17 protein-coding genes are annotated in these 22,129 nt (G+C 39.4%); 7 read left to right on the top strand and 10 right to left on the bottom strand.

Features of this window, described 5'->3' with window-relative positions:
• The first annotated feature begins 7 nt into the window (after positions 1 to 7).
• The 3 genes from FHG85_RS03145 (at position 8) to lysS (ending at position 6,473) form a co-directional block, all read left to right on the top strand.
• Positions 8 to 1,144 carry an efflux RND transporter periplasmic adaptor subunit gene (locus FHG85_RS03145; protein WP_173072918.1) on the top strand — a complete coding sequence of 379 codons (1,137 nt, stop codon included), beginning with the start codon at positions 8 to 10 and terminating at the stop codon, positions 1,142 to 1,144.
• 28 nt (positions 1,145 to 1,172) lie between these two features.
• Positions 1,173 to 4,589, top strand: coding sequence for an efflux RND transporter permease subunit (locus FHG85_RS03140; RefSeq protein ID WP_173072917.1), 3,417 nt, complete (start codon positions 1,173 to 1,175; stop codon positions 4,587 to 4,589).
• A gap of 159 nt (positions 4,590 to 4,748) precedes the next feature.
• Positions 4,749 to 6,473, top strand: coding sequence for a lysine--tRNA ligase (gene lysS / locus FHG85_RS03135; protein WP_173072915.1), 1,725 nt, complete (start codon positions 4,749 to 4,751; stop codon positions 6,471 to 6,473).
• A gap of 51 nt (positions 6,474 to 6,524) precedes the next feature.
• Here the strand turns inward: lysS and FHG85_RS03130 are convergent, their stop codons facing one another.
• The 3 genes from FHG85_RS03130 to FHG85_RS03120 are packed head-to-tail and all read right to left on the bottom strand — an operon-like array spanning position 6,525 to position 9,961.
• A complete protein-coding gene (locus FHG85_RS03130; RefSeq protein WP_220429226.1) occupies positions 6,525 to 7,754 on the bottom strand; it encodes an ABC transporter permease in 1,230 nt (409 codons plus the stop codon).
• Entirely contained in the window at positions 7,730 to 8,842 is a 1,113-nt protein-coding gene (locus FHG85_RS03125; protein WP_173072913.1) for a glycosyltransferase, read from the bottom strand. Before FHG85_RS03125 ends, FHG85_RS03130 begins: the two co-directional genes overlap by 25 nt.
• 6 nt (positions 8,843 to 8,848) lie before the next feature.
• A complete protein-coding gene (locus FHG85_RS03120) occupies positions 8,849 to 9,961 on the bottom strand; it encodes a pyridoxal phosphate-dependent aminotransferase (protein WP_173072911.1) in 1,113 nt (370 codons plus the stop codon).
• A gap of 114 nt (positions 9,962 to 10,075) precedes the next feature.
• Between FHG85_RS03120 and FHG85_RS03115 the strand changes: the two genes are divergently transcribed.
• The 3 genes from FHG85_RS03115 to FHG85_RS03105 are packed head-to-tail and all read left to right on the top strand — an operon-like array spanning position 10,076 to position 12,660.
• Entirely contained in the window at positions 10,076 to 11,230 is a 1,155-nt protein-coding gene (locus tag FHG85_RS03115) for a TlpA family protein disulfide reductase (protein ID WP_173072909.1), read from the top strand.
• Between the two features lie 6 nt (positions 11,231 to 11,236).
• Entirely contained in the window at positions 11,237 to 12,028 is a 792-nt protein-coding gene (locus FHG85_RS03110; protein WP_173072908.1) for a UDP-2,3-diacylglucosamine diphosphatase, read from the top strand.
• 5 nt (positions 12,029 to 12,033) lie between these two features.
• Entirely contained in the window at positions 12,034 to 12,660 is a 627-nt protein-coding gene (locus FHG85_RS03105) for an acyl carrier protein phosphodiesterase (protein WP_173072907.1), read from the top strand.
• Here the strand turns inward: FHG85_RS03105 and rodA are convergent.
• From rodA to purH, 6 genes are read right to left on the bottom strand one after another with little or no spacing between them, the layout of a single operon-like run.
• On the bottom strand, positions 12,617 to 14,038 hold the full coding sequence (rodA, locus tag FHG85_RS03100; protein ID WP_173072906.1) for a rod shape-determining protein RodA: 1,422 nt from the start codon (positions 14,036 to 14,038) through the stop codon (positions 12,617 to 12,619). The genes FHG85_RS03105 and rodA overlap by 44 nt on opposite strands.
• On the bottom strand, positions 14,022 to 15,872 hold the full coding sequence (gene mrdA / locus FHG85_RS03095; protein WP_246249261.1) for a penicillin-binding protein 2: 1,851 nt from the start codon (positions 15,870 to 15,872) through the stop codon (positions 14,022 to 14,024). Before mrdA ends, rodA begins: the two co-directional genes overlap by 17 nt.
• Before the next feature lie 3 nt (positions 15,873 to 15,875).
• Entirely contained in the window at positions 15,876 to 16,388 is a 513-nt protein-coding gene (gene mreD, locus FHG85_RS03090; RefSeq protein ID WP_173072905.1) for a rod shape-determining protein MreD, read from the bottom strand.
• Positions 16,388 to 17,212 carry a rod shape-determining protein MreC gene (gene mreC / locus FHG85_RS03085; RefSeq protein ID WP_173072904.1) on the bottom strand — a complete coding sequence of 275 codons (825 nt, stop codon included), beginning with the start codon at positions 17,210 to 17,212 and terminating at the stop codon, positions 16,388 to 16,390. The genes mreD and mreC overlap by 1 nt, the downstream gene beginning before the upstream one ends.
• Before the next feature lie 14 nt (positions 17,213 to 17,226).
• Positions 17,227 to 18,246 carry a rod shape-determining protein gene (locus tag FHG85_RS03080; protein WP_173072902.1) on the bottom strand — a complete coding sequence of 340 codons (1,020 nt, stop codon included), beginning with the start codon at positions 18,244 to 18,246 and terminating at the stop codon, positions 17,227 to 17,229.
• Between the two features lie 20 nt (positions 18,247 to 18,266).
• Positions 18,267 to 19,793 (bottom strand): bifunctional phosphoribosylaminoimidazolecarboxamide formyltransferase/IMP cyclohydrolase, encoded by a 1,527-nt coding sequence (gene purH / locus FHG85_RS03075; protein WP_173072900.1) that lies wholly within the window; start codon positions 19,791 to 19,793, stop codon positions 18,267 to 18,269.
• A gap of 302 nt (positions 19,794 to 20,095) precedes the next feature.
• Here purH and FHG85_RS03070 point away from each other — a divergent pair, with 302 nt between their 5' ends.
• Complete coding sequence (locus FHG85_RS03070) at positions 20,096 to 21,361, top strand: ABC transporter permease (RefSeq protein WP_173072898.1); 1,266 nt, start codon at positions 20,096 to 20,098, stop codon at positions 21,359 to 21,361.
• Here FHG85_RS03070 and rsmA read toward each other — a convergent pair.
• Entirely contained in the window at positions 21,358 to 22,128 is a 771-nt protein-coding gene (rsmA, locus tag FHG85_RS03065; protein ID WP_173072896.1) for a 16S rRNA (adenine(1518)-N(6)/adenine(1519)-N(6))-dimethyltransferase RsmA, read from the bottom strand. The genes FHG85_RS03070 and rsmA overlap by 4 nt on opposite strands.
• Between the last annotated feature and the right edge of the window lies 1 nt (position 22,129).

Below are 22,129 nucleotides of genomic sequence, written 5' to 3'. Positions count from 1 at the left end.
AAAACATATGAAGCGGATAGTACCAATTTTTATAGCAGCATCACTTTTTGCAGGATGCGGCAACCAGGATAGCCCTGAAGCGCTGAAGGCAAAGCTATCAAAGCTCAAAGAGCAGTCGACAAACATAAACCATCAGATTAAGCTGATAGAGTCCAGGTTGGCAGAGATTGATACGTTAAACAACGGGAGCAATCGCATTTCGGTTATAGCCGAAAGGGTAAAATCGGAACCCTTTAACCACTACTTTATAGCAAGCGGTAAGGTTGAACTTGAGAATCAGGCAGCCATTAGCACCGAAACAAATGGTCAGGTTAAAAAGATTTATGTTAGAAAAGGAGAAAGGGTTAAAAAGGGCGATATACTAATAGCACTCAACACAAGTATAATAGAGAATAGCATATCGGAGGTTAAAATAGGTTTGGAGCTGGCTACCAAGGTTTACGAGAAGCAAAAGGCGCTATGGGAACAAAACATTGGGACGGAGCTTCAGTATTTACAGGCTAAAAACCAGAAAGAGAGCCTTGAGCAAAAGCTCAAAACCCTTAATGCGCAGCTCGATATGTCCATCGTAAAGGCACCTTTCGATGGTATTGTGGATGATATTTACATTAAAGAGGGCGAACTTGCCTCGCCTGGAAAACCCGTAGCCTACCTGCTCAACCCCGACAAGATAAAGATAGAGGCCGATATTTCCGAAAGTTTTCTGAGTAAGGTACACGTTGGCGATAAGATTGCCGTAACCTTTCCCACCTTTCCCGACATCAAAATTGAAACGGAGATTTCAAGAATTGGCAATTACATTGACCCTAAAACCCGAACCATTACCATTCAGGTTAACTCCAACAACCCTTCGGGCATGATAAAGCCCAACCAGATAGCACTTCTGTACATAAACGATTACTACAATCCCAAGGCAATAACAGTGCCAAGTATCATTCTAAAACAGGATACTAAGGGCACTTTCCTATTTACAGTTGATAAGGCCAGTAACCGGGAAGTTGCTAAAAAGGTTTATGTAAAAACAGGCATATCGTTCAACGATAGAACCGAAGTGGTAAAAGGATTAAAAGATGGGGATATGGTGATTGTTGCAGGCTATAACATGGTTAGCAACAGCATACCTGTTAATGTTTCCATTAGATAGCGATTTCAGTTACACATAACATTAAGCCATGGATAATAAAAACATAATACGAAACTTTGGTCCTACAACTTGGGCACTAAAAAATAGGAATACCATATTTCTTCTTTCTTTTATTATTGCCCTATTTGGAATAGTAGCATATAAGGGGCTACCCAAGGAGCTTTTCCCTGAGGTTTACTATCCTACCATTATGGTGCAAACCTTCTACCCGGGGAATCCGCCTGTTGATATTGAGAACCTAATTACCCGTCCACTCGAAAAGGAGCTAGAGGATGTAAAGGGGTTAAAGAAGCTTTCGTCGACATCGTTGCAGGACGCTTCAATGATTCTTGTAGAGTTCAACACCGATGTTTCAATTCCCGATGCGCTTCAGGAAACCAAGGATGCGGTTGACAGGGCAAAGAGCGAGCTGCCAAACGACTTGCTAACCGACCCAGTTGTAAACGATATAGACTTCTCCGAATTCCCCATTATCAACATCAACCTTTCGGGCGACTACTCCATTCAGGAGCTGAAACGATTTGCCGAATACCTTGAGGATGAAATTGAAGCCATTCCGGAAGTATCAAAGGTTAACATTCAAGGTGTAGAAGATAGGGAAATTGTTATTGAAGTCGATATGATTAAGCTCGAATCGCTAGGCCTAAGCTTCACAGATATAGAGAATGCAGTGCGATTCGAAAACGTTTCGATGTCGGGAGGCGATATAAAGATTGGAAAAACCCGTCGTTCCATTCGAATTATAGGTGAGTTCGCCAGCATCAAGGAGATTGAGGCCATATCGGTAAAACGCGATAAGGATAAAACTATTTACCTACGCGATGTGGCAAAGGTAAAGGACACTTTCAAAGAGCCCACAACTATTGCACGACTAAACGGGAAGCCAGTAGTTTCTGTTCAGGTGGTGAAAAAGAGTGGCGAGAACCTGCTAAATGCCACCGACCAGATTTTTGCCATTCTTGAACATGCGCAAAAATCAAAGGTTCTTCCTGCTCAGCTTGAATTAACTATAACAAACGACCAAAGCGACCTTATTAGAAAGCAGCTATCGAACTTAGAAAATAGCATGATACTTGGAGTAATCCTAGTTGTACTCGTTCTTTTTTACTTTTTAGGCACTCGAAACGCTCTTTTCGTTGGGCTTTCAATTCCTTTAAGTATGCTCCTTTCATTTGTTGTGATTAACCTTATTGGTTATCGTATCAACATGATTGTGCTATTTTCGCTAATACTTGCATTGGGAATGCTTGTTGATAATGCTATAGTTGTAGTTGAGAACATCTATCGCTTTGTCGATAATGGCCATAAGCCCTTTGAAGCTGCAAGATTAGCAGTGGGAGAAATAGCAGGACCAGTAATTGCGTCGACAATTACAACACTTGCAGCGTTTCTACCTTTAGCCTTTTGGCAAGGGCTTACTGGTGAATTCATGAAGAACCTTCCTGTAACCCTTATCATTGTTCTTACATCATCGCTTGCTGTTGCGCTAGTCATTATTCCAGTAATTACTGCAACATTTATTAAGCATGGCGATGAGATGCACGATAACATTCCCGATAAACGCAAAGCCTACAGAGCCTCGTCAATAATTGGTGCCTTTGCTGTCGTTTTCTACCTAACAAAAGTGTTTATACTTGCAAATATTCTTGCCATACTGGCCATTATCATCTTCCTAAATGCAATTTTCTTTTATAAGGTTGAACGATGGTTCCGTTACCGATTCTTAACCTGGCTAGAGAGAGCCTACACTAAGGTTTTAACATTTAGCTTAGTTGGGAAACGACCATTTTGGATTACACTAGGCACTTTCTTCCTTCTTATTTTTACAATCATTTTCTTTGCTATCCGTTCGCCCGAAATCAAATTCTTCCCTTCAAGCGACCCTAACTATATCAATGTTATTGCGGAGCTACCAATAGGAAGCGATTTGGCAGCAACTGATTCGGTAATGATGATGATAGAGAATGATATCAATAGGGTTCTCGCACCAAATAAAGAAATTGTCAAATCGGTTCTTACTACCGTTGGTAAAGGCGACCCAGAGAAGTGGGCATTAGCAGGCTCACAATTCAACAAGGGGCTAACAACAATCACCTTTGTCGATTACAAGGACCGCGGAGGAGTAAATACGTCAAAAATAATGCGTCAGCTAAATGAGGAGCTGCTAAACAAATATCCTGGTGTAAAAATATCAATTGCCCAAAATCAGATGGGGCCTCCCGCTGGAAAAGCAATTAATATTGAGGTTAGTGGTCAAGATTTTGAAACCTTAATTTCATCGGCCGATTCTATCATCAGCTACATCAACTCAAATAACATTGACGGCATTGAGGGACTTAAACTTGACATTGAGCTAGGCAAACCCGAACTGATTGTTAAAATTGATAGGGATAAGGCAAGACGGTTTGGACTTAGTACCATGCAAATTGCCTCAACAATAAGAACAGCCATATATGGTAAGGAGATTTCAAAATTTAAGGATGGCGAAGACGACTACTCTATACAGCTGAGGTATGCCGATAAGTATCGTTACAGCCTTGCCGATATCATGAACCAGAAGATTGGTTTTATGGAGAACGGTCAACTCGTTCAGATTCCCCTTTCTGCTGTTGCCGATTTTGAATACTCAAACACCTATGGTTCGGTAATGCGTAAAGACAAAAAACGTGTTGTTACCATCTACTCAAACGTTGTAAAGGGTTATAATGCGACCAGCATAAACAACCAGCTAAAGCTTCTACTATCGGATTTCAACCTGCCAGAAGGCTATAGTATATCATTTACAGGCGAACAGGAGGAGCAACAAAAATCGATGGAGTTCCTAAGTAGGGCAATGCTCATAGCACTGTCTCTAATTCTCCTTATACTTGTTACACAGTTTAACTCCTTAATTCGACCCTTAATTATTATGACTAGCGTTCTGTTTAGCACCATCGGTGTTTTTGGGGGAATAGCCACTTTTAAAATGGATTTTGTAGTGGTAATGACTGGTATAGGACTTGTTTCGCTTGCCGGAATTGTTGTTAATAATGCCATCGTGCTAATTGACTACATTGGACTTCTAAAGGAGCGTCGTAGAGTTGAGCTTGGACTAGCCGAGAACGATTTTCTACCCATGAAATATGCTACAGACTGCATTATTACTGCAGGGAAAACAAGGCTACGGCCTGTTCTACTAACTGCAATTACAACAATTCTTGGTCTTATCCCCATGGCTATAGGAATGAACTTCGACTTCTATGGGGCCCTCAGTCGATTTAAGCCCGACCTTTATTTTGGGGGTGATAATGTGATTTTCTGGGGACCAATTTCATGGACAGTAATCTTTGGTCTTACCTTCTCAACTTTTCTTACTCTAATTATAGTTCCCGTGATGTATCGTGTAACTGTTACTCTCCAGAAGAAGTTTGCAGAGTGGACAGGTCAAGCAAAAAGAATCCATTAATCATTAATTAAATTCTTGCAGATTAGATAAGTAATTTATGAGATTTGAAAAGATAACAAAAGGGGGATTTCCCCCTTTTTGTTTAATAGATATTTTAATTGACATACCTATTCGTAAAAAAACTTGTATTTTTGCAAGTTCAAAAAATATAAAATAGAAATGGCTTTATACGAAGAACTTAGCGAACAGGAAATAATCCGTAGACAATCGCTTGAAGAAATGCGCAAATTAGGGGTAGATCCCTACCCTGCTGCGATGTATCCTGTATCGCACAGCACTGCCGATATCTTAGGCGATTTCGAGAATATGTGCGAAAAGCAAGCAGATGTTTGCGTTGCAGGACGTATTATGTCGCGTCGTATTATGGGAAATGCATCTTTCTTTGAACTTCAGGACGAGAAAGGCAAGATTCAAATCTACGTCAAACGCGATGACATCTGCCCTGGCGAAGATAAAACTTTGTATAATAAGGTATTTAAGAAACTACTCGATATTGGCGATATTGTTGGTATCAAGGGTTTTGTTTTCCGCACCAAGATGGGTGAAGAATCAATACATGCCAAGGAGCTAACAGTTCTTGCCAAATCATTAAGGCCATTACCAATTGTAAAAGAGAAAGACGGTAAGGTATTTGATGCGGTAACAGACCCTGAGTTTCGTTATCGTCAGCGTTATGTCGACCTTATCATCAATCCTGGTGTTCGCGAAACATTCCGCAAACGCGCAACCATAATTAATACCATGCGTGAGTTTTTCAACTCAAAGGGTTACCTTGAGGTTGAAACACCAATTCTACAACCCATTCCAGGCGGTGCTGCGGCGCGTCCATTTGTTACGCATCACAATGCACTCGACATCCCCCTTTATCTTCGCATTGCCAACGAGTTGTACCTAAAAAGACTTATTGTTGGCGGGTTTAACGGGGTATATGAATTTGCCAAAGATTTCCGAAACGAGGGTATGGACCGCACCCATAATCCCGAGTTTACCGTCATGGAAATTTACGTGGCCTACAAGGATTACTTTTGGATGATGGATTTCACCGAGGAGATGCTTGAGCGCGTGGCTCTTGCCCTACATGGAACTACAAAAGTAACTTTTGGCGATAAGGAAATCGATTTTAAACGTCCATTCCGCCGCATGACTATGACCGATGCAATTAAGGAATATGCGGGTGTTGATATTACTGGGAAAACAGAGGAAGAGCTTAGAGAAATATGCAAACAGCTAGAGATTGAGACTGATGAAACCATGGGTAAAGGCAAACTGATTGATGCCATCTTTGGTGAGAAATGTGAGGAGCACCTCGTACAGCCAACCTTTATCATGGACTACCCAATTGAGATGTCGCCACTATGCAAGCGACACCGCAATAATCCTGAACTAACTGAACGTTTTGAGCTATTCGTTGCAGGTAAGGAGCTATGCAACGCCTACAGCGAATTGAACGACCCCATCGACCAATTGGAACGTTTCCAGGAACAGCTCAGATTAAGCGAGCGTGGCGACGATGAGGCCATGTACATCGATATGGATTTTGTGCGCGCTCTTGAATATGGCATGCCCACCTGCTCGGGTATGGGCATTGGAATCGACCGCCTTACCATGTTCATGACCAACCAGCAATCCATACAAGATGTACTGCTGTTCCCTCAAATGCGACCCGAAAAGAAACCCCAAAAGGACTCGGTTGAGGCATATACTCAAAAGGGCATTCCTGCCGAATGGGTGCCAGTTTTACAAAAGATGGGATTCTCAACTGTAGCTTCGCTTAAAGGCGCAGCAGCAGGTAAGCTATTTAACGACCTCTGCGGCTATAACAAAAAGAACAAGCTCGGACTGGCAAACCCTAGCATGGACGATGTAAAAAAGTGGGTTGAGTAATAAAATTAATCGAGATAACAACAAAAGGCTTAGAAATACTAAGCCTTTTGTTTATTCCCTAGGATCCAATGCATCACGGAGGCTATTACCAAGCAGATTGAACGCTAAAACAAGGAGCATCATGGCAAAGCCAGGGATAAGCGCTAGGTATGCTTTCCCCATTATGATATATCCATAGTGGTCGCGAATCATTGTTCCCCACGATGGTGCTGGCGGCTGCACTCCAACTCCTAAAAAGCTTAGGCCTGCCTCAAGAAGAATAGCTGTTGAAAAATTGCTTGCCGAAACAATTATAACAGGTGCCAAGATATTTGGAAGTACGTGTCTGAAAATTGTTCGCCATCGGCTATATCCTAAAACCCTTGCGGCTTCAACATACTCTTTCTCCCTTACGCTCATCACCTGTCCGCGAACCACACGCGCCATATCTACCCACATTGTAAGGCCAACGGCAACAAATATTTGCCAAAAACCTTTACCAATAACCATGGTCAAAGCAATTACCATAAGCAATGTAGGAACCGACCAAACCACATTTACCAACCACATTATGGCATCGTCGACAAAACCACGGGAAAACCCAGCAATGGCGCCAAACAAGATACCAATGACAAGGGCTATTGCTACCGCTATAAAGCCAACTGAAAGCGAAATGCGTGCGCCAATTATAAGCCTGCTTAGCAAATCGCGTCCAAACCTATCGGTGCCCAACCAAAATCGCCGTTCTATTATCCTACTCCTAAATAGTTCATCTTTAGCATCCTGCAAGTTCACTCGAGTCTCTTTGCCATTGTTTTGGAATACTATTAGAGTATCGCCATCAGCTAGAAACTTTTTGTCTTTATCTAACCCATATAGTACCTCTGGTAGGAAAAACTCCCTAACAAATGCATTTGATTCAGGAATAGGGTTATACTCCGTTGCATAAACCTTGTAACCATCAATATATATGGAATCAACAGGAATCTCATCGTAAATGGACTCCTGTCCAAAAAGCATCCGGCCAATTAGATTTCGTTGCTTAACATCATGCTGTTTGCGGACCAAAAGGAATTTAACCTTTGCTCCAGGCTTTAGCGTGGCAAGTTGTAGATGCTGATTGTTGGCAAAAGGGGTGCTGTCGGGTGTAATAAGATAGCCAAGAATTGCCACTAAAGCAACAAATGCAATAAATGAGATGGAAGCAACAGCCAGCCTATCGGCCAAAAGCCTTCGAATAGCTATTCGCATGGGCGAACCACTCCTTGCTAAATCCTCTAAACGCTTGTTCTTCCTTTCCAAGTTATTCCTTTAATTAATCCTGTTAGTGCTGCCAATGTAATGTAAAACGGATAAACAACCTGTAAAGGTAAAAAAACAACCAAAAGTTTAAGCTGGTTTGTTCTAATAAGATAGGTAAAGAGAAATATAAAATCTATGGCTGATTTCCAGAACCAAACTTTTAATGGAAACATGATATCAAAAAAGCCCAAAGCGCCCAAGACTAGTAACATAACAAGCCAGGCATTTATTGCAAAAACAATTGAAGCGAGTATAATGGTTTCAATATCGGTATAGCTTTTTGCTTTTGATGCCCAACGTATACGACGATTAAGAAATCCGCTCCACCCGCCATCAAAGTATGTTTGCACGGCTATATTTGTCGACGACAAAAATCTCATCCTCCTAATTTTCTGCTTTTTTGCTGCGTGGAGCAGGAACATATCGTCACCAGAGTGAACATCAAGCCGAATCGATTCAGAATCTACGGGAATTAGCTTCCTATTAAATGCCAGGTTAGCCGACGCTGCAATCACAGGTCGATGTAATGCAAACGATGCAGCAGAAACAGCCATTAATGATGTATAATCCAATGCCTCAAACCATGAGATTAGACTTTTCGCACCTACAATCGGTCGAACTTCGCCCTGAAAAAAATCGGTGTGAGCCATTTCAAATGAAATTTCGCGCAACCAAGAACTTGGAAGTACACAATCGGCATCGGTTATGGCTACTATATCATGTTGTGCTTTTGACAAACCGAAAAGCAGCGCACTCTTTTTGCCCTTAAGTTCCTTAGGTAATTTATAAAGGCTAAAGGGTAGCCCTTGGGCTAAACTCAGGGCCAATTCATAGCTACCGTCGCTGGAATGGTCGTCAACAAGAATTGCCTCCCAGTGGTTATATTGCAAATCCTGACCCGCTAACGATTTAATTAGTTCAGTTAAACAGCCTCTCTCGTTCCTAAAGGCAACTATAACTGAGACCTTTCTATTTTCAGTTCTGTAAACATTATTTTCCCTTACCCACTTAGAACTCAGCAAGCCACCAAGCAGTATAAGAATAGCTATTGCATAAAGCAAGAATAGTATTAATGAAACAATCTGCATTATTCCCTAAAAAAACTCTTTCAAACATGTTACGGCAAGCCTTATTTCATCTACAGGCCGTGCAACATTAAACCTAATCCACTTTGTACTCGATTTGCTAAAGTGTTCTCCTGGGATCACAGCTACACGCTTTTGCTCATATAGCTCAGATGCAAACTCAAAGCCATCGTCAAATTTGGGTGGTAGCTCAGCCCAAACAAAACATCCCCCATCAATTTTAGGAACATGAAAACCTAGCTCCAACAGGCCTTTGCTGAGCTCATTAAACGATAACTTAACATTTTCTCTAAACGACTCCATAAAATCACAGCCATACCCGTTCTGTGATAGATATAATGCAAGGGCTTCCTGCAAAACGCTGGGTGCACACAACCCAATATAATCGTGAACAGCGCGTAATCCTTTACAATGTGTTGAATGATGAATTATGTATCCAATTCGCCAACCTGTAATGCAAAGCGATTTTGAGAAACTGCTTACAATAAATAGCCTTTCATTCAGCCTATCAATAGGAATGTATGGTTTGTATTCAAAATATAGTTCCTCGTAGACTGAATCGAAAACGATGTAAACTCCATGTTTTTCGGCTAAATTCAAAATGTTATCAATCTCATCCCTACTCCAAATTTTACCATAAGGATTTCCTGGCGAGCTAATAAAAATCAATTTTACCCTATTCCTCTCAACTGTTTTTCCCAACTCGTCAAAATCAATAGAGTTATTTTCATCTAAATAAAACTCAACAAACTGCTGACCAAATATTTTGGGTAGCTGGCTATAACTTTCGTATGCAGGGTTGAACGAAAGCACCCCAAAATCACTTCCTAAAATTTTAAGAAGATAAGTGTAAACAAGCGAAAGGCCTTCGGTTGCACCCTGAACCATCAGCAGTTGATCGGGGCTTACCCCATAATACTGCTCCACAAGCGCCCTGAGTTTAAGATTACCTATGCCAGGAGCATACTGATGAACCTCCGTTGAGGAAACATCATTCAAAATATCAATTAATTTTTTTGGTGGCTGAAAACCAGGGATACCCTGTGCAAGGTTTATTCCACCATTGCTTTTTACTAAATTGCTAAAGTAGCTTATGTATGAACCTTCGGGTTTAGATCTCATCTTTTAAAAAGTTTTTTTACAAAAATGCAATTTTATTGTCATAAGAACATTAAAGAATGTGGCAAATTGTAAAGTTTATCTAAATTTGCATTCAATCATAAACAGAATATAACTATGCGTTTTAGATTTTGCATTTCGATATTATTGGTTGCTTTAATTGCAGGATGCGGCAGCAAAGACGATGTTGTGGTTGATGTTAACATCAATAGTCCTGATAAAAATGTTTTATATCTGAATAGGATTGATTTTAATCAGATTTTTAAAGTTGATTCTGTAAAAATTAGCAAGGGCGAAAACCATAAACGTTTTAGGATAAAACAGGGCGATGAGCCAGAATTTTATTCAATTGGCACAAAGGATGGGAAAGCGGTAACCATACTTGCAAGCAAAGGCGAAAGAATAAAGCTAACTCTTGACTTAAACAACATACTTAGCTATCAGGTTGAAGGATCAGAGGGTTCCTCAAAAGTTAAAGAAGTTGTTTTGGCTTTTGCCAAATCAAAAGCCAAAGTAGATGTACTATCAAACAGGTACTTAAGTTCTGACTCACCAGAAGAGCGAGAAGCCCTTAATAAGGAATTTGATGCTGAGCGTAAGCGGATAAAAGATGAATTAACAAAATTTATTTGGGATAATCCTATGTCGAAAGCAAGCATCATGGCCCTCTATCTAAAATACAACGATAACATTTACGTGTTTGACAGCTCAGACGACCTCTTGCTTATTAAAATGGTTGCATCGGCTTGGAAAGCCCTATACCCTAAATCGAACTACACCAAAGGTATGCTTGAGGACATTAAAAGCATAGAAAAGAAAATTACTAATGCGAAATTTCAGCAAATGATACAAAATGCTGAAATGCCTATACCAGATCTTTCAATATCTGACCGTCATGGTAAAAAAATCACCCTATCTTCTTTAAAAGGTAAAGTTGTGCTGCTCGACTTTTTCACAAGCGAAAACACTGTTAGCTTACTTGACAATAGGGAGCTAATGGAAATTTATAAGAAATATAAGAGTAAGGGGTTTGAGGTTTACCAGATTTCGTACGATTCGACAAAGGAAGCTTGGCTTAACTACCTGAATAGTTCAAATATTCCTTGGATTAGTGTGAGAGAAGAAGATCCCAAAAAGTCACAAGCTGCTATCTTCTATAATGTTAAGCAAATTCCTGCCAACTATCTTATTGGTAAAGATTTCAACATTATTGGCAAGAACCTTTATGGGAAAGAACTCCAAAAAGCTCTTAATGAATATTTAAACCATTAGTCTTTAATGAGCCAGGATAAGAAAATATACTTTGCTTCCGACCTACATTTGGGATTACCTAACCTTGAGAAAAGTTTACCTAGGGAGAAAATGTTTGTTTCCTGGCTCGATGAAATTTACCCAAGCACCTCGGAGCTTTACCTACTTGGCGACATCTTTGATTTCTGGTTTGAATACCGAAGAGTTGTACCCAAAGGGTACACCAGATTTCTAGGGAAAATTGCCCAGTTTACCGATAGTGGTATTCCTGTGCATTTTTTTACGGGTAATCACGATGTTTGGATGTTCGATTATTTTGAAAAAGAATTAGGCGTAACAATACATCGTGAACCTATAGTACGTGAGCTCCTAGGAGCAAGATTCCTTCTTGCCCATGGCGATGGGTTGGGACCTGGCGATCCTGGCTACAAGTTACTAAAAAGAATTTTTACTAGCCCTACCCTCCAGTGGCTATTTGCCAAGTTACACCCAAACTTCTCGTTATGGTTTGGAAATCAGTGGAGTGTTAGCAGCCGATACTCTAAAGAAATAACCCACAACTTCCGAGGCGAGGAAGAACAAATAACCAAATTCTCCCGCATAAAACTTAGCGATGAACATTTTGATTTTTTCATCTTTGGTCACTGGCATTCTCCAATAATATACCCGCTTGCTGATAATTCTAATTTAACAGTACTTGGTGATTGGCTGGTAAGCAACACTTATGGTGTTTGGGATGGGGAGCAATTTAACCTTATGCGCTACAACCCAAATGGGCAAGATGAAGTAATTTCCTCAGCCTCTCTCAAAGGCAAATAATACTTATGAACTTTTTAGCACATCTCTATCTTTCGGGAGAAGATATAGAAATTCGTCTTGGGAACTTCATAGGCGACTACGTAAAAGGTAAAACGATATTTAGCTACCCCAAAACCATTCAAAAAGGGATAAACCTACATCGGGCCATTGATTTTCATACCGATAAGCATAGCTCATGGAAAATTTGTAGGGAATTGCTCAAAGAGAGTTATGGACGTTGGGCCGGAGTTGTAACAGATGTGATGTTCGACTACATATTGGCCAAAGAATGGGAAAATTACTCCAACCGACCTTTAAAGGGATTTACACGAACATTCTATTTTCAAATGTTGCAACGTTACCACTTACTACCGCCTCGAGTTCGAGGCTTTCTTCCATTCATGATTCACAGCAATCGTTTATACTCATACCGAAGCGATTCTGGTATCATCAAAGCGCTTAATATTATGAGCAACCACACATCGCTACAAGGTGATCCGGAACAGGCTCTTAACGTAGTAAAAGATAACTACGAACTCCTGAGAGAGAAGCTCAACAAGCTTTTATCGGATTTAACTATAATGGTTGAGCGCGAATTCCAGATACAGCCTAGTATGCGCCATATCGCGACATATCGAAGCGTAAAAGGATAAAAACAAGAATTGTAAACGCCCACAACGACGATCCTCCATAGCTAAAAAATGGGAGGGGAATCCCAATCACTGGCATTAGCCCTATTGTCATTGAAATGTTTACAGCAGCATGGAAAAACAAAATAGAAACTACTGCATAGCCATAAACTCGGGCAAAATGTTCGGTTTGTCGTTCTGCAATTTTTAATAGCCGTAAAAGAAATGTCAGAATAAGTAAGACAACAACAGTGGAACCCACAAACCCCCACTCCTCGCCAACAGTGCAGAAAATAAAGTCGGTACTTTGCTCAGGAACAAAATTATACTTTGTTTGCGTACCAGCAAGATACCCCTTACCCCAGAAACCACCTGAACCAATTGCTATTTTCGATTGGTTTACATTGTATCCCCACCCCAAAGGATCATCCTCAATGCCTAACAAATCGTAAATTCTTTTTTGATGATGAACATCGAGAACTCTCTCAAATACATAATCGGTAGAAAAAGAGAAAGCAAGAGTTACTATAAGAAATAACGAAATTAGGTAAACTGGTTTTACCCGTTTAAAATAGGCGTAGAACAAACCAATAATTGAGCAAAGCAGAACAGGAATTAGAAATATCAAAGTAACCGATAGCCGGAGTTTTAAGAACTGAGATGCAAGATAAAGAACTAACCCTAATCCAAGTGCCATAAGTAACACCCTAAAGGCATCGCGATACCGACGGGTGTAAAGAATAAAAAGTATGAAGGAAACAAAGAATATGATAGAAATAAGAGTCGCACTACTATACTTTAGGGTTAAAATAAACACAGCAATTAGAAATCCTAAATAAGCTAAAATCCACGAAGGAAGTCCCTCTCGATATAGTACAAGGATTAATGCTCCAAATACTAGGGCAGAACCTGTATCATTCTGCATAAGAATTATACCAACAGGTAATGCTAAAATAACCCCAGCTTTAAGGTACGACCAAAAATTGGTCAACTTAAATCCGTAGCTACTAAGTAATTTGGCAAGAGCCAAAGACGTGGCAATTTTAGCAAACTCGGCTGGTTGAAGTCCAAATCCACCTACCTGAATCCACGATTTGGAAGCATTTACCGTTCTACCAAATATCAATGTTGAAATTAGGGCTAATAGTGCCAAAGCATAAAATATATAGGCAAAGGCCGGGTATATCCTATCGTTCGTAAGAAGAACAATGATTGCCAGAACAAAAGCAAAAATTATCCAAAGCAGCTGTTTCCCATATCGTTGCGACAAATCAAAAATGCTGCTAAACTCATCGCTGTAAACAGCAGCATAAATATTAAACCACCCCATTAACACCAAAATGATGTAGAGGACAACTGCACCCCAATCGAGACTTCGTAATATGTTAATTCGCCTTTGCACGTCTATCGAGTAAATTAGCTTCCATTATATATTTTTCCAACCAAGGTCTGGAAATTGTATCCTTTAAATATTTCTCAATCATCAAACTTGCAATTGGTGCAGCCCATGTTGCACCATATCCAGCATTCTCCACATAAACCGAAATGGCAATTTTGGGATCGTCTTTAGGTGCAAATGCAAAAAATACTGAGTGATCCTTGCCATGTGGATTCTGAGCTGTACCAGTTTTACCACAAATTCTAATATCGGGAAGAGCAGCAATGCGTGCTGTACTCCCACTTCCAGGTTCACCATTAACGGCCAAATCCATACCCTCAATGATATAATCGAAGTAAGATGAATCTATTGTTGTGTAATGATTTTGAGTGAACTTCTCGTCAATACTTTGTCCCTCAATCGATTTAACCACATGTGGCGTTTTATAGAAACCTTTGTTTGCAATAGTAGCAACAAGATTTGCCATTTGAAGTGGGGTCACTGCTAGCTCTCCTTGACCAATAGCAAGTGAAATGATAGTTAGGGAACTCCATCCCCCCCTTCTAAAATACTTATTGTAAAACGATACAGAAGGAACTATTCCATTTAACTCGTTGGGTAAATCGATACCCAACTTTTTGCCATAACCAAAGGATAGAACATGTTTTTTCCAAGCATTTAAACCATCCTCAACGGAACCAAAATCTTTTTTATCAATAATGTTTCTAAAAACATGGCAGTAATAGGTATTACATGAAACCTGGATTGATTGTATAAGATTAACTGGTGAGGGGTGATGATGACAACCTACACCTCGCCCAATTGTATACCCACCATGGCACTCATATTTTGTATATGGGGCAACTACTTTTTCCTGTAAGCCTATTAAAGCATTAACAACTTTAAAAGTTGAACCTGGAGGATAAAGAGCCATAATCGACCTGTTAAAGATAGGCTTAAGGGTATCGTTTAATAGGCTACGGAAGTTGAACGCCCGTTCGCGCCCAACCAACAAATTTGGGTCGTAGGTTGGGCTTGAAATCATTGCTAAAACTTCTCCTGTTTTGGGTTCAATAGCAACGATACTGCCAATCTTATTCTTCATTAGTTTCTCTCCATATTCCTGCAACTTTACATCAAGTGTGCTGGTTATGTTTTTTCCAGGCACTGCAAGTGAATCGTATTTTCCGTTTTCATAAGAACCCTTTATCCTGTTATGTACATCAACAAGAAAGACTTTAACCCCTTTTTTCCCACGAAGAACACTTTCGTATGAACGTTCAAGCCCGTTTATTCCAATATAGTCGCCAAGCTGGTAGTAGGGATCGCTTTTTATTTTGTTCTCATCAACTTCACCTACATAGCCAAGCACATGCGCAGCAATTGGTTTTTCATAGTTACGAATAGTTCTTGGCTGAATTTCAAACCCTTGGTATTTGTAAAGCATTTCCTGAAGACGGGCATATCTTTCTGCAGGTATCTGTTTTAATAGCACTACAGCCTTGCGTGGTGAATAACCACGCTGCTTTGTAACATCGATAAAAGCTTGCTTAACCTGCTCAACGGTTAAGCCTAACAAATTTGCAAACTCAAGCGTATCAAAAGGCTTAACCTGCTTCTTTACAATTAAAATATCGTATGCGGTTTTGTTTGTAACTAAAGGGATTCCATTCCTATCGAGAATTAACCCTCGAGCAGGATATTGGGTTACATATCGAAGAACATTATTTGCAGCAGAGAACTTGTAGGAACTATCAATTACCTGAATGTAGAATAACTTGCCAATTATGGCAAAAAAAGCGAGAGCTATTATTATTGAAATTACAGTCTTTCTTCTATTCTCACTAATATCAGCCACAAGCTACTCCTTTTTTCTTAATCGCCAAAGTTCAATAATTAAAATCGTAACTACTGATAAACCAGAACTAATTATGACTCTCAGTAAAGTTAAGCCTAGATGATTTAAGGTAAAAGTCTCAATAAAGAATAAAATAAGATGATGAATTAACACTGAAATTGTAATGTAAAGGCTAAACCATTCAAGAGAAGTATTTGAAATATTTGGAGTACCTCTAACATCTTGAACAGATTTAAACCGCCATTGACTTAGGATTATAGGTCTTAAATATGACAGAACAAGGGTTGCAGTAGCATGTAAACCAAGGGTGTTAGAAAAATAATCAACTACCAAACCAAGGAGGAAACCAATTAATAGCATAGCCCACCGCGGGGTGGAGTATGGAAGCAACAAAATAACAAGGATGTATATATAAGGGTTAGCATATCCAAAAAAATTGATATTATTCAGCACAAGTAGCTGAAACAGTAACAGGAAAAATGCAAATCCAGTATGTTTAATAACGTTATTGTACATTAATCAACATTTTGTTGTAACGAATCTATTTCCTCCTTTACCCGAGACCTAATAACATAAACCTTGCTAATTGTTTTAAAATCGGCAAATAGTTCAACAGTAATTGCTAAAAAACTGCCATCCTTAGAATGAAAGTCAACAACCTTTCCAATTGGGATATCCTTAGGGAAGATGGCTGAATATCCGCTAGAAACTATCGTATCGCCTTTGCTTATGTTTATGTGTAAAGGAATTTCATTCAATATTACCTTTCGATAGTTAGCTCCATCCCACGACAATGAACCAAAAGCACCAGATTTCTTATGCATGGCAGAAATCTGCAAGTCGGTATTAAGCAATGAGATAACCGATGAATAATGGCTCGATACAGAAGCAACCACTCCTACAACCCCATTATTTGAAACAACTCCCATTCCCGACTTAACACCCTTATTTTCACCAACATCTAATATCAAGAAATTGTGTTGAGAGTTTATAGAGTTATTAATAACGTTTGAAGAAATATATTCAATGAAGTTAAGCGAGTCATCTTGAGTTACTATAGTGTCAACCAACTCCCTTAGCATAAACTTATAACCTTCAATCTGGTTTCTAAGTTCCAAATTCTCATTCAAAAGCTCTGCATTTTCTCTTCTCAGGTTAAAAAGATCTGTGACTTTTGATACTTGCTTATACCATGTCCCAGTAATAATCCGAGTGGCAACGCTAATTTTTGCTTTTTGATAATAAGAGGTTTTAAAGTAAAGCGATAGTGATAGCGCTAAAAGCACTAGAAAGATCAGATGATTGTAAAGGCGCTTAAGAAGATCTAGAAGGCTATTCATGGTTCAAGCAATAACTATCTCATCAGGAATGGGAAACTAAGGTTTTTAATAGCAATACTAGTACCGCGAGCTACAGCATGTAATGGATCCTCGGCCACGTGGAATGGGATGTTAACCTTTTCTGATAGACGCTTATCTAAACCACGTAATAGGGCCCCACCACCAGCAAGATAGATACCTTTTTGAACGATATCGGCATAAAGTTCAGGAGGTGTTTGCTCCAATACGTTAAAAATTGCCGATTCAATTTTAGAAAGAGACTTATCGAGGCAGTATGAAATCTCCTGGTACGAAACGGGTACTTCAATGGGTAATGCAGTCATAAGGTTGGGACCACGTACAATATAATCGGCAGGAGGATTTTCCAGATCGGGTAAAGCAGATCCAACATTAATTTTGATATCCTCGGCTGTGCGCTCACCAATCTTAACATTGTGCTGCTGGCGCATATAGGCCTGAATATCGGCAGTAAATCCATCACCTGCGATACGAACCGATTTATTGCAAACAATACCACCTAGTGCAATTACGGCAATCTCGGTTGTACCACCACCTATGTCAACAACCATACTTCCTTCAGGAGCCATCACATCAAGTCCAATCCCAAGAGCTGCGGCCATTGGCTCATAAATAAGATAAACATCTCGCCCACCAGCGTGCTCAGCGGAATCTCGTACAGCACGAATCTCAACCTCAGTACTACCACTAGGGATGCCTATTACCATTCTTAACGATGGTGTAAAAACAGGATTCTTAGTATTAATAAGACTAATCATTCCACGAATCATCTGCTCTGCAGCATTAAAATCGGCAATAACGCCGTCGCGAAGGGGACGAATAGTTTTTATATTTTCATGGGTTTTACCATGCATGGCTCTTGCCTGTTCACCAATAGCAATCATCTTTCCAGTAGACTGGTCAATTGCCACAATTGAAGGCTGGTCTACAACAATCTTTTCGTTGTAAAGAATAATAGTGTTAGCCGTTCCCAAATCGATGGCTAACTCTTGAGTTAAAAATGAAAAAAGTCCCATATCTTTAAATTTTCTGTTTTCTAGTGTTTAAAATGTCTAACTCCTGTAAAAATCATTGGAATGCCATTGGCATTACAAAAATCGATGCTATCCTTATCTCTTATAGAACCTCCAGGTTGAATAACTGCCTTAACTCCAGCTTCAAAAGCAATTTGAACGCTATCGGCAAATGGAAAAAAGGCATCGGAGGCCAATACTGCTCCATTAAGGTCAAATTCAAAGCTTTTTGCTTTCTCAATGGCATGCTTTACAGCATCCACCCTCGATGTTTGCCCTACCCCACTACCAATAAGCTGCTTGTTTTTAGCAAGAACTATTGCATTAGATTTAGTATGCTTCACAATTTTATTTGCAAAAAGCATATCGGCAATTTGCTCAGGAGTTGCTTGCTGCTCTGTAACAAGTTCAAGGTTTTCATCATCTTCTGTAAAGATATCTCTCTCCTGAGCTAAAACTCCATTTAGTGCTGTTCTGAAAGTTTGGGTTGGTAAATCGAAATTTTTGCTCCTTAAAATAATTCTATTCTTTTTGGACTTTAAAATTTCGAGCGAAGAACTTTCGTACGCTGGTGCAATTAGAACCTCACAAAAAATCTTGTTTATCTCCTCAGCAGTTTTTTTATCGATAGGTCGGTTGGCAATAATAATTCCACCAAAAGCAGAGACAGGATCGCCAGCAAGAGCATCAATCCAAGCATCAAAAATATTTTCGCGCGATGCAACACCACATGCATTATTGTGCTTTAAGATTGCAACAGTTGGCTCTTCAAACTCTTTAATCAAATTAACCGCTGCATCAATATCGAGCAAGTTGTTATAGGACACCTCCTTGCCATGAAGCTGCTCAAACATGCTCTCAAATTCTCCATAAAAAACCGCCTTTTGATGTGGATTTTCCCCATATCGCATATTCTTAGCACCTTGAACGCTTTGCCGGAAGAATGGTTTTGGAAAATCAGGGCTAAAATAGCTAAAAATGGCTGTATCGTAATGCGATGATGTTGCAAAGGCTTCTGCAGCAAATTGTTTTCTTTGCAATAAGGAGGTTGAGCATTCCTGTTCATTTAAAATTTGATAAACACGCTCGTACTGCTCCCTATTTGAAACAATTAAAACATCCTTGTAATTTTTAGCTGCAGCTCTAATTAATGAAATACCACCAATGTCAATCTTTTCTATCACTTCAGGTTCCGAAGCACCCGATTCAACTGTTTTTTCAAATGGATATAAATCAACAACAACAAGATCAATTTCTGGTATTTGGTATTCCTGAAGCTGGAATAAATCGTTCTCATTTTCACGTCGAGCTAGTATCCCGCCAAATACTTTAGGATGTAGGGTTTTAACACGTCCCCCAAGAATGGATGGATATCCGGTTAAATCCTCAACAGCATGCACAGGTATTCCTTTGCTTTTTATAAACTCCATTGTGCCGCCTGTTGAATAAATTGTAACCCTATTTTTTTGCAACAACGACAAAAGACTCTCCAGATTATCTTTATGATACACAGAAATAAGTGCGGTTTTGACCCTTTTCAATTTATTCATTTTGTTGAATTTCAAACATTTAAGCCATTGATTAAAGACACTTTTCTTTAGGTAGTAAAATTGGTTAAATCCTTTTAAAATTCAATGCTTTAAACCTACTTTTTTTTAACAATCTTATTTTTATTACAATAAACCACCCAAAGAACAAAGTCCATGCAAAAAGTTAAACCTTTTTGTTCACTATTGCTCTAATATGTTTAAAAGCAAAATTTAACGTAAACTGTTTTTATTTAAGCAAACATATTGTTTACATTAGCAAAATAGAATATATCCACCAACTAACTGTTTAAGCAAAAAACAAAATGAAAGCATTTCGCCCACTAATCATACTTTTTAAACTTGCTCACGAAAGTATGCAGTTTGCATACCAGTCAATAGTTGCAAATAAGCTTAGAACTTTCCTATCGCTTTTTGGGATAACCATAGGGATCTTTGCAATCATCTCAGTTTTTACCATGGTTGATAGCCTTGAAAAGAACGTCCGCGATAGCTTACAAGCGCTGGGCAAAAATGTGGTTTATGTTCAAAAGTGGCCATGGGGCGGCAACCAGGAATATCCTTGGTGGAAGTATTTTAACAGACCAGAACCTACTATTAGCGACCTAGATGAAATTCGTAGAAAAAGTTTACTAACAGAAAGCGCCTGTTTTAATGTTGCTTTTAATAAGCAAGTAAAATGGGAAAGTAATAACATTCCTGAAACAACCATATATGGAGTAAGCAAGGATTTTGACAAAATAAGATCGTTTGAGATTGAGAATGGCAGGTTTTTTAACCTTTTTGAAATTACATCAAGCAGACCAATCGCTGTTATTGGAAGCGAAATAGCAAAGGAACTATTTCAAGGGGCTAATCCAATTGGAAAAATGATAAAGATTGGCGGCCAAAAAGTTAGTGTAATTGGTGTTTTTGCCAAAGAAGGGAAATCGGCCATAGGTGAAAACAGCCTTGATAACATGGTATTAATACCATTAAATTTAGCTCGAACTATGGTCGATTTAAGGCGCTCTGGACCATGGATTATGGTTAAAGCAAAAGAAAATACAAACGTTGCAGACTTAAAAGATGAGCTCCGTGGTATTTTAAGAGCTCACCATAAGCTAAAGCCCCTTGACGACGATGATTTTGCTCTTAATCAAATTGATATGCTTAAGAGTAGTCTCGATTCTATTTTTGGATCAATTAACTTTGCTGGCGGTTTTATAGCATTCTTCTCCATTATAGTTGGCGGTTTTGGCATTGCAAACATCATGTTCGTTTCGGTAAAAGAACGTACAAGCCAAATTGGTGTTCAAAAAGCACTAGGTGCTAAACGTTACTTTATACTTATTCAGTTCCTTTACGAAGCTGTTCTGCTGGCTGTAATTGGTGGCGCCATTGGGCTCATTCTAATCTTTATTGGTACCCAGATTGTTACTCACGGTTTAGACTTTAAAGTATCGTTAACAATTAGCAATGTATTACGTGGGCTTTTTATCTCTGCAACTATAGGTGTTGTTTCTGGATTTTTCCCTGCCTGGGTAGCGTCTAGATTAAGCCCTGTAGAGGCTATTAACACCAAATCTTAATGGGTTAGCTGAGTAATTTCGTTTGTCAAATCAACAAACTGCTCCACCGAAAGTTGTTCGGCCCTTCTACCTGCATAGGTATCGGATATTTCGATTCCGTTAAACCGAGCCTTAATTGCATTCCGAAGGGTTTTTCTACGTTGGTTAAATGCTGCCTTTACAACCCTTTCAAATAGCTTATAATCGCACCCCAAGTTGGTTACTCCATTTCGTGTGAGCCTTACAACTGCCGATTTCACCTTAGGTGGAGGAGTAAAACAACCTTCGCTTACCGTAAAAAGATACTCAATGTTATAGTAAGCCTGAAGCAAAACGCTTAAAATTCCATAGGTTCTACTACCTGGTTTTTCGGCTATTCGTTGAGCAACTTCACGTTGAACCATGGCAACAACCTCGGGAACATGTTCCCGATGCTCAAGAATTTTGAAAAAAATCTGCGACGAAATGTTGTATGGTAGGTTGCCTATAATTGAAAAGTGGTTCCCGATTTCCTTTAACAGGTTGATTTCCAAAAAATCACCTTCAATAATATTCAGCTCAGGAATGTTTTTATTAAGATACTCAACAGATTCACCATCAACCTCAACAGCAACTAGCTTTTCCTTAAAACGTTCAAATAATTCAAAAGTTAAAACGCCCATTCCAGGCCCAATCTCAACAATTTTTTCAGCATTAGCAGCCGTTAAGCTATCAACAATACGATTTGCTATTCGCTTATCATTTAAAAAATGCTGGCCTAAATGTTTTTTGGGACGAACTTCTGGCATG

This window comes from Tenuifilum thalassicum, assembly GCF_013265555.1.
Classification (GTDB): domain Bacteria; phylum Bacteroidota; class Bacteroidia; order Bacteroidales; family Tenuifilaceae; genus Tenuifilum; species Tenuifilum thalassicum.
This window is presented reverse-complemented; position numbering and strand designations above follow the sequence as displayed.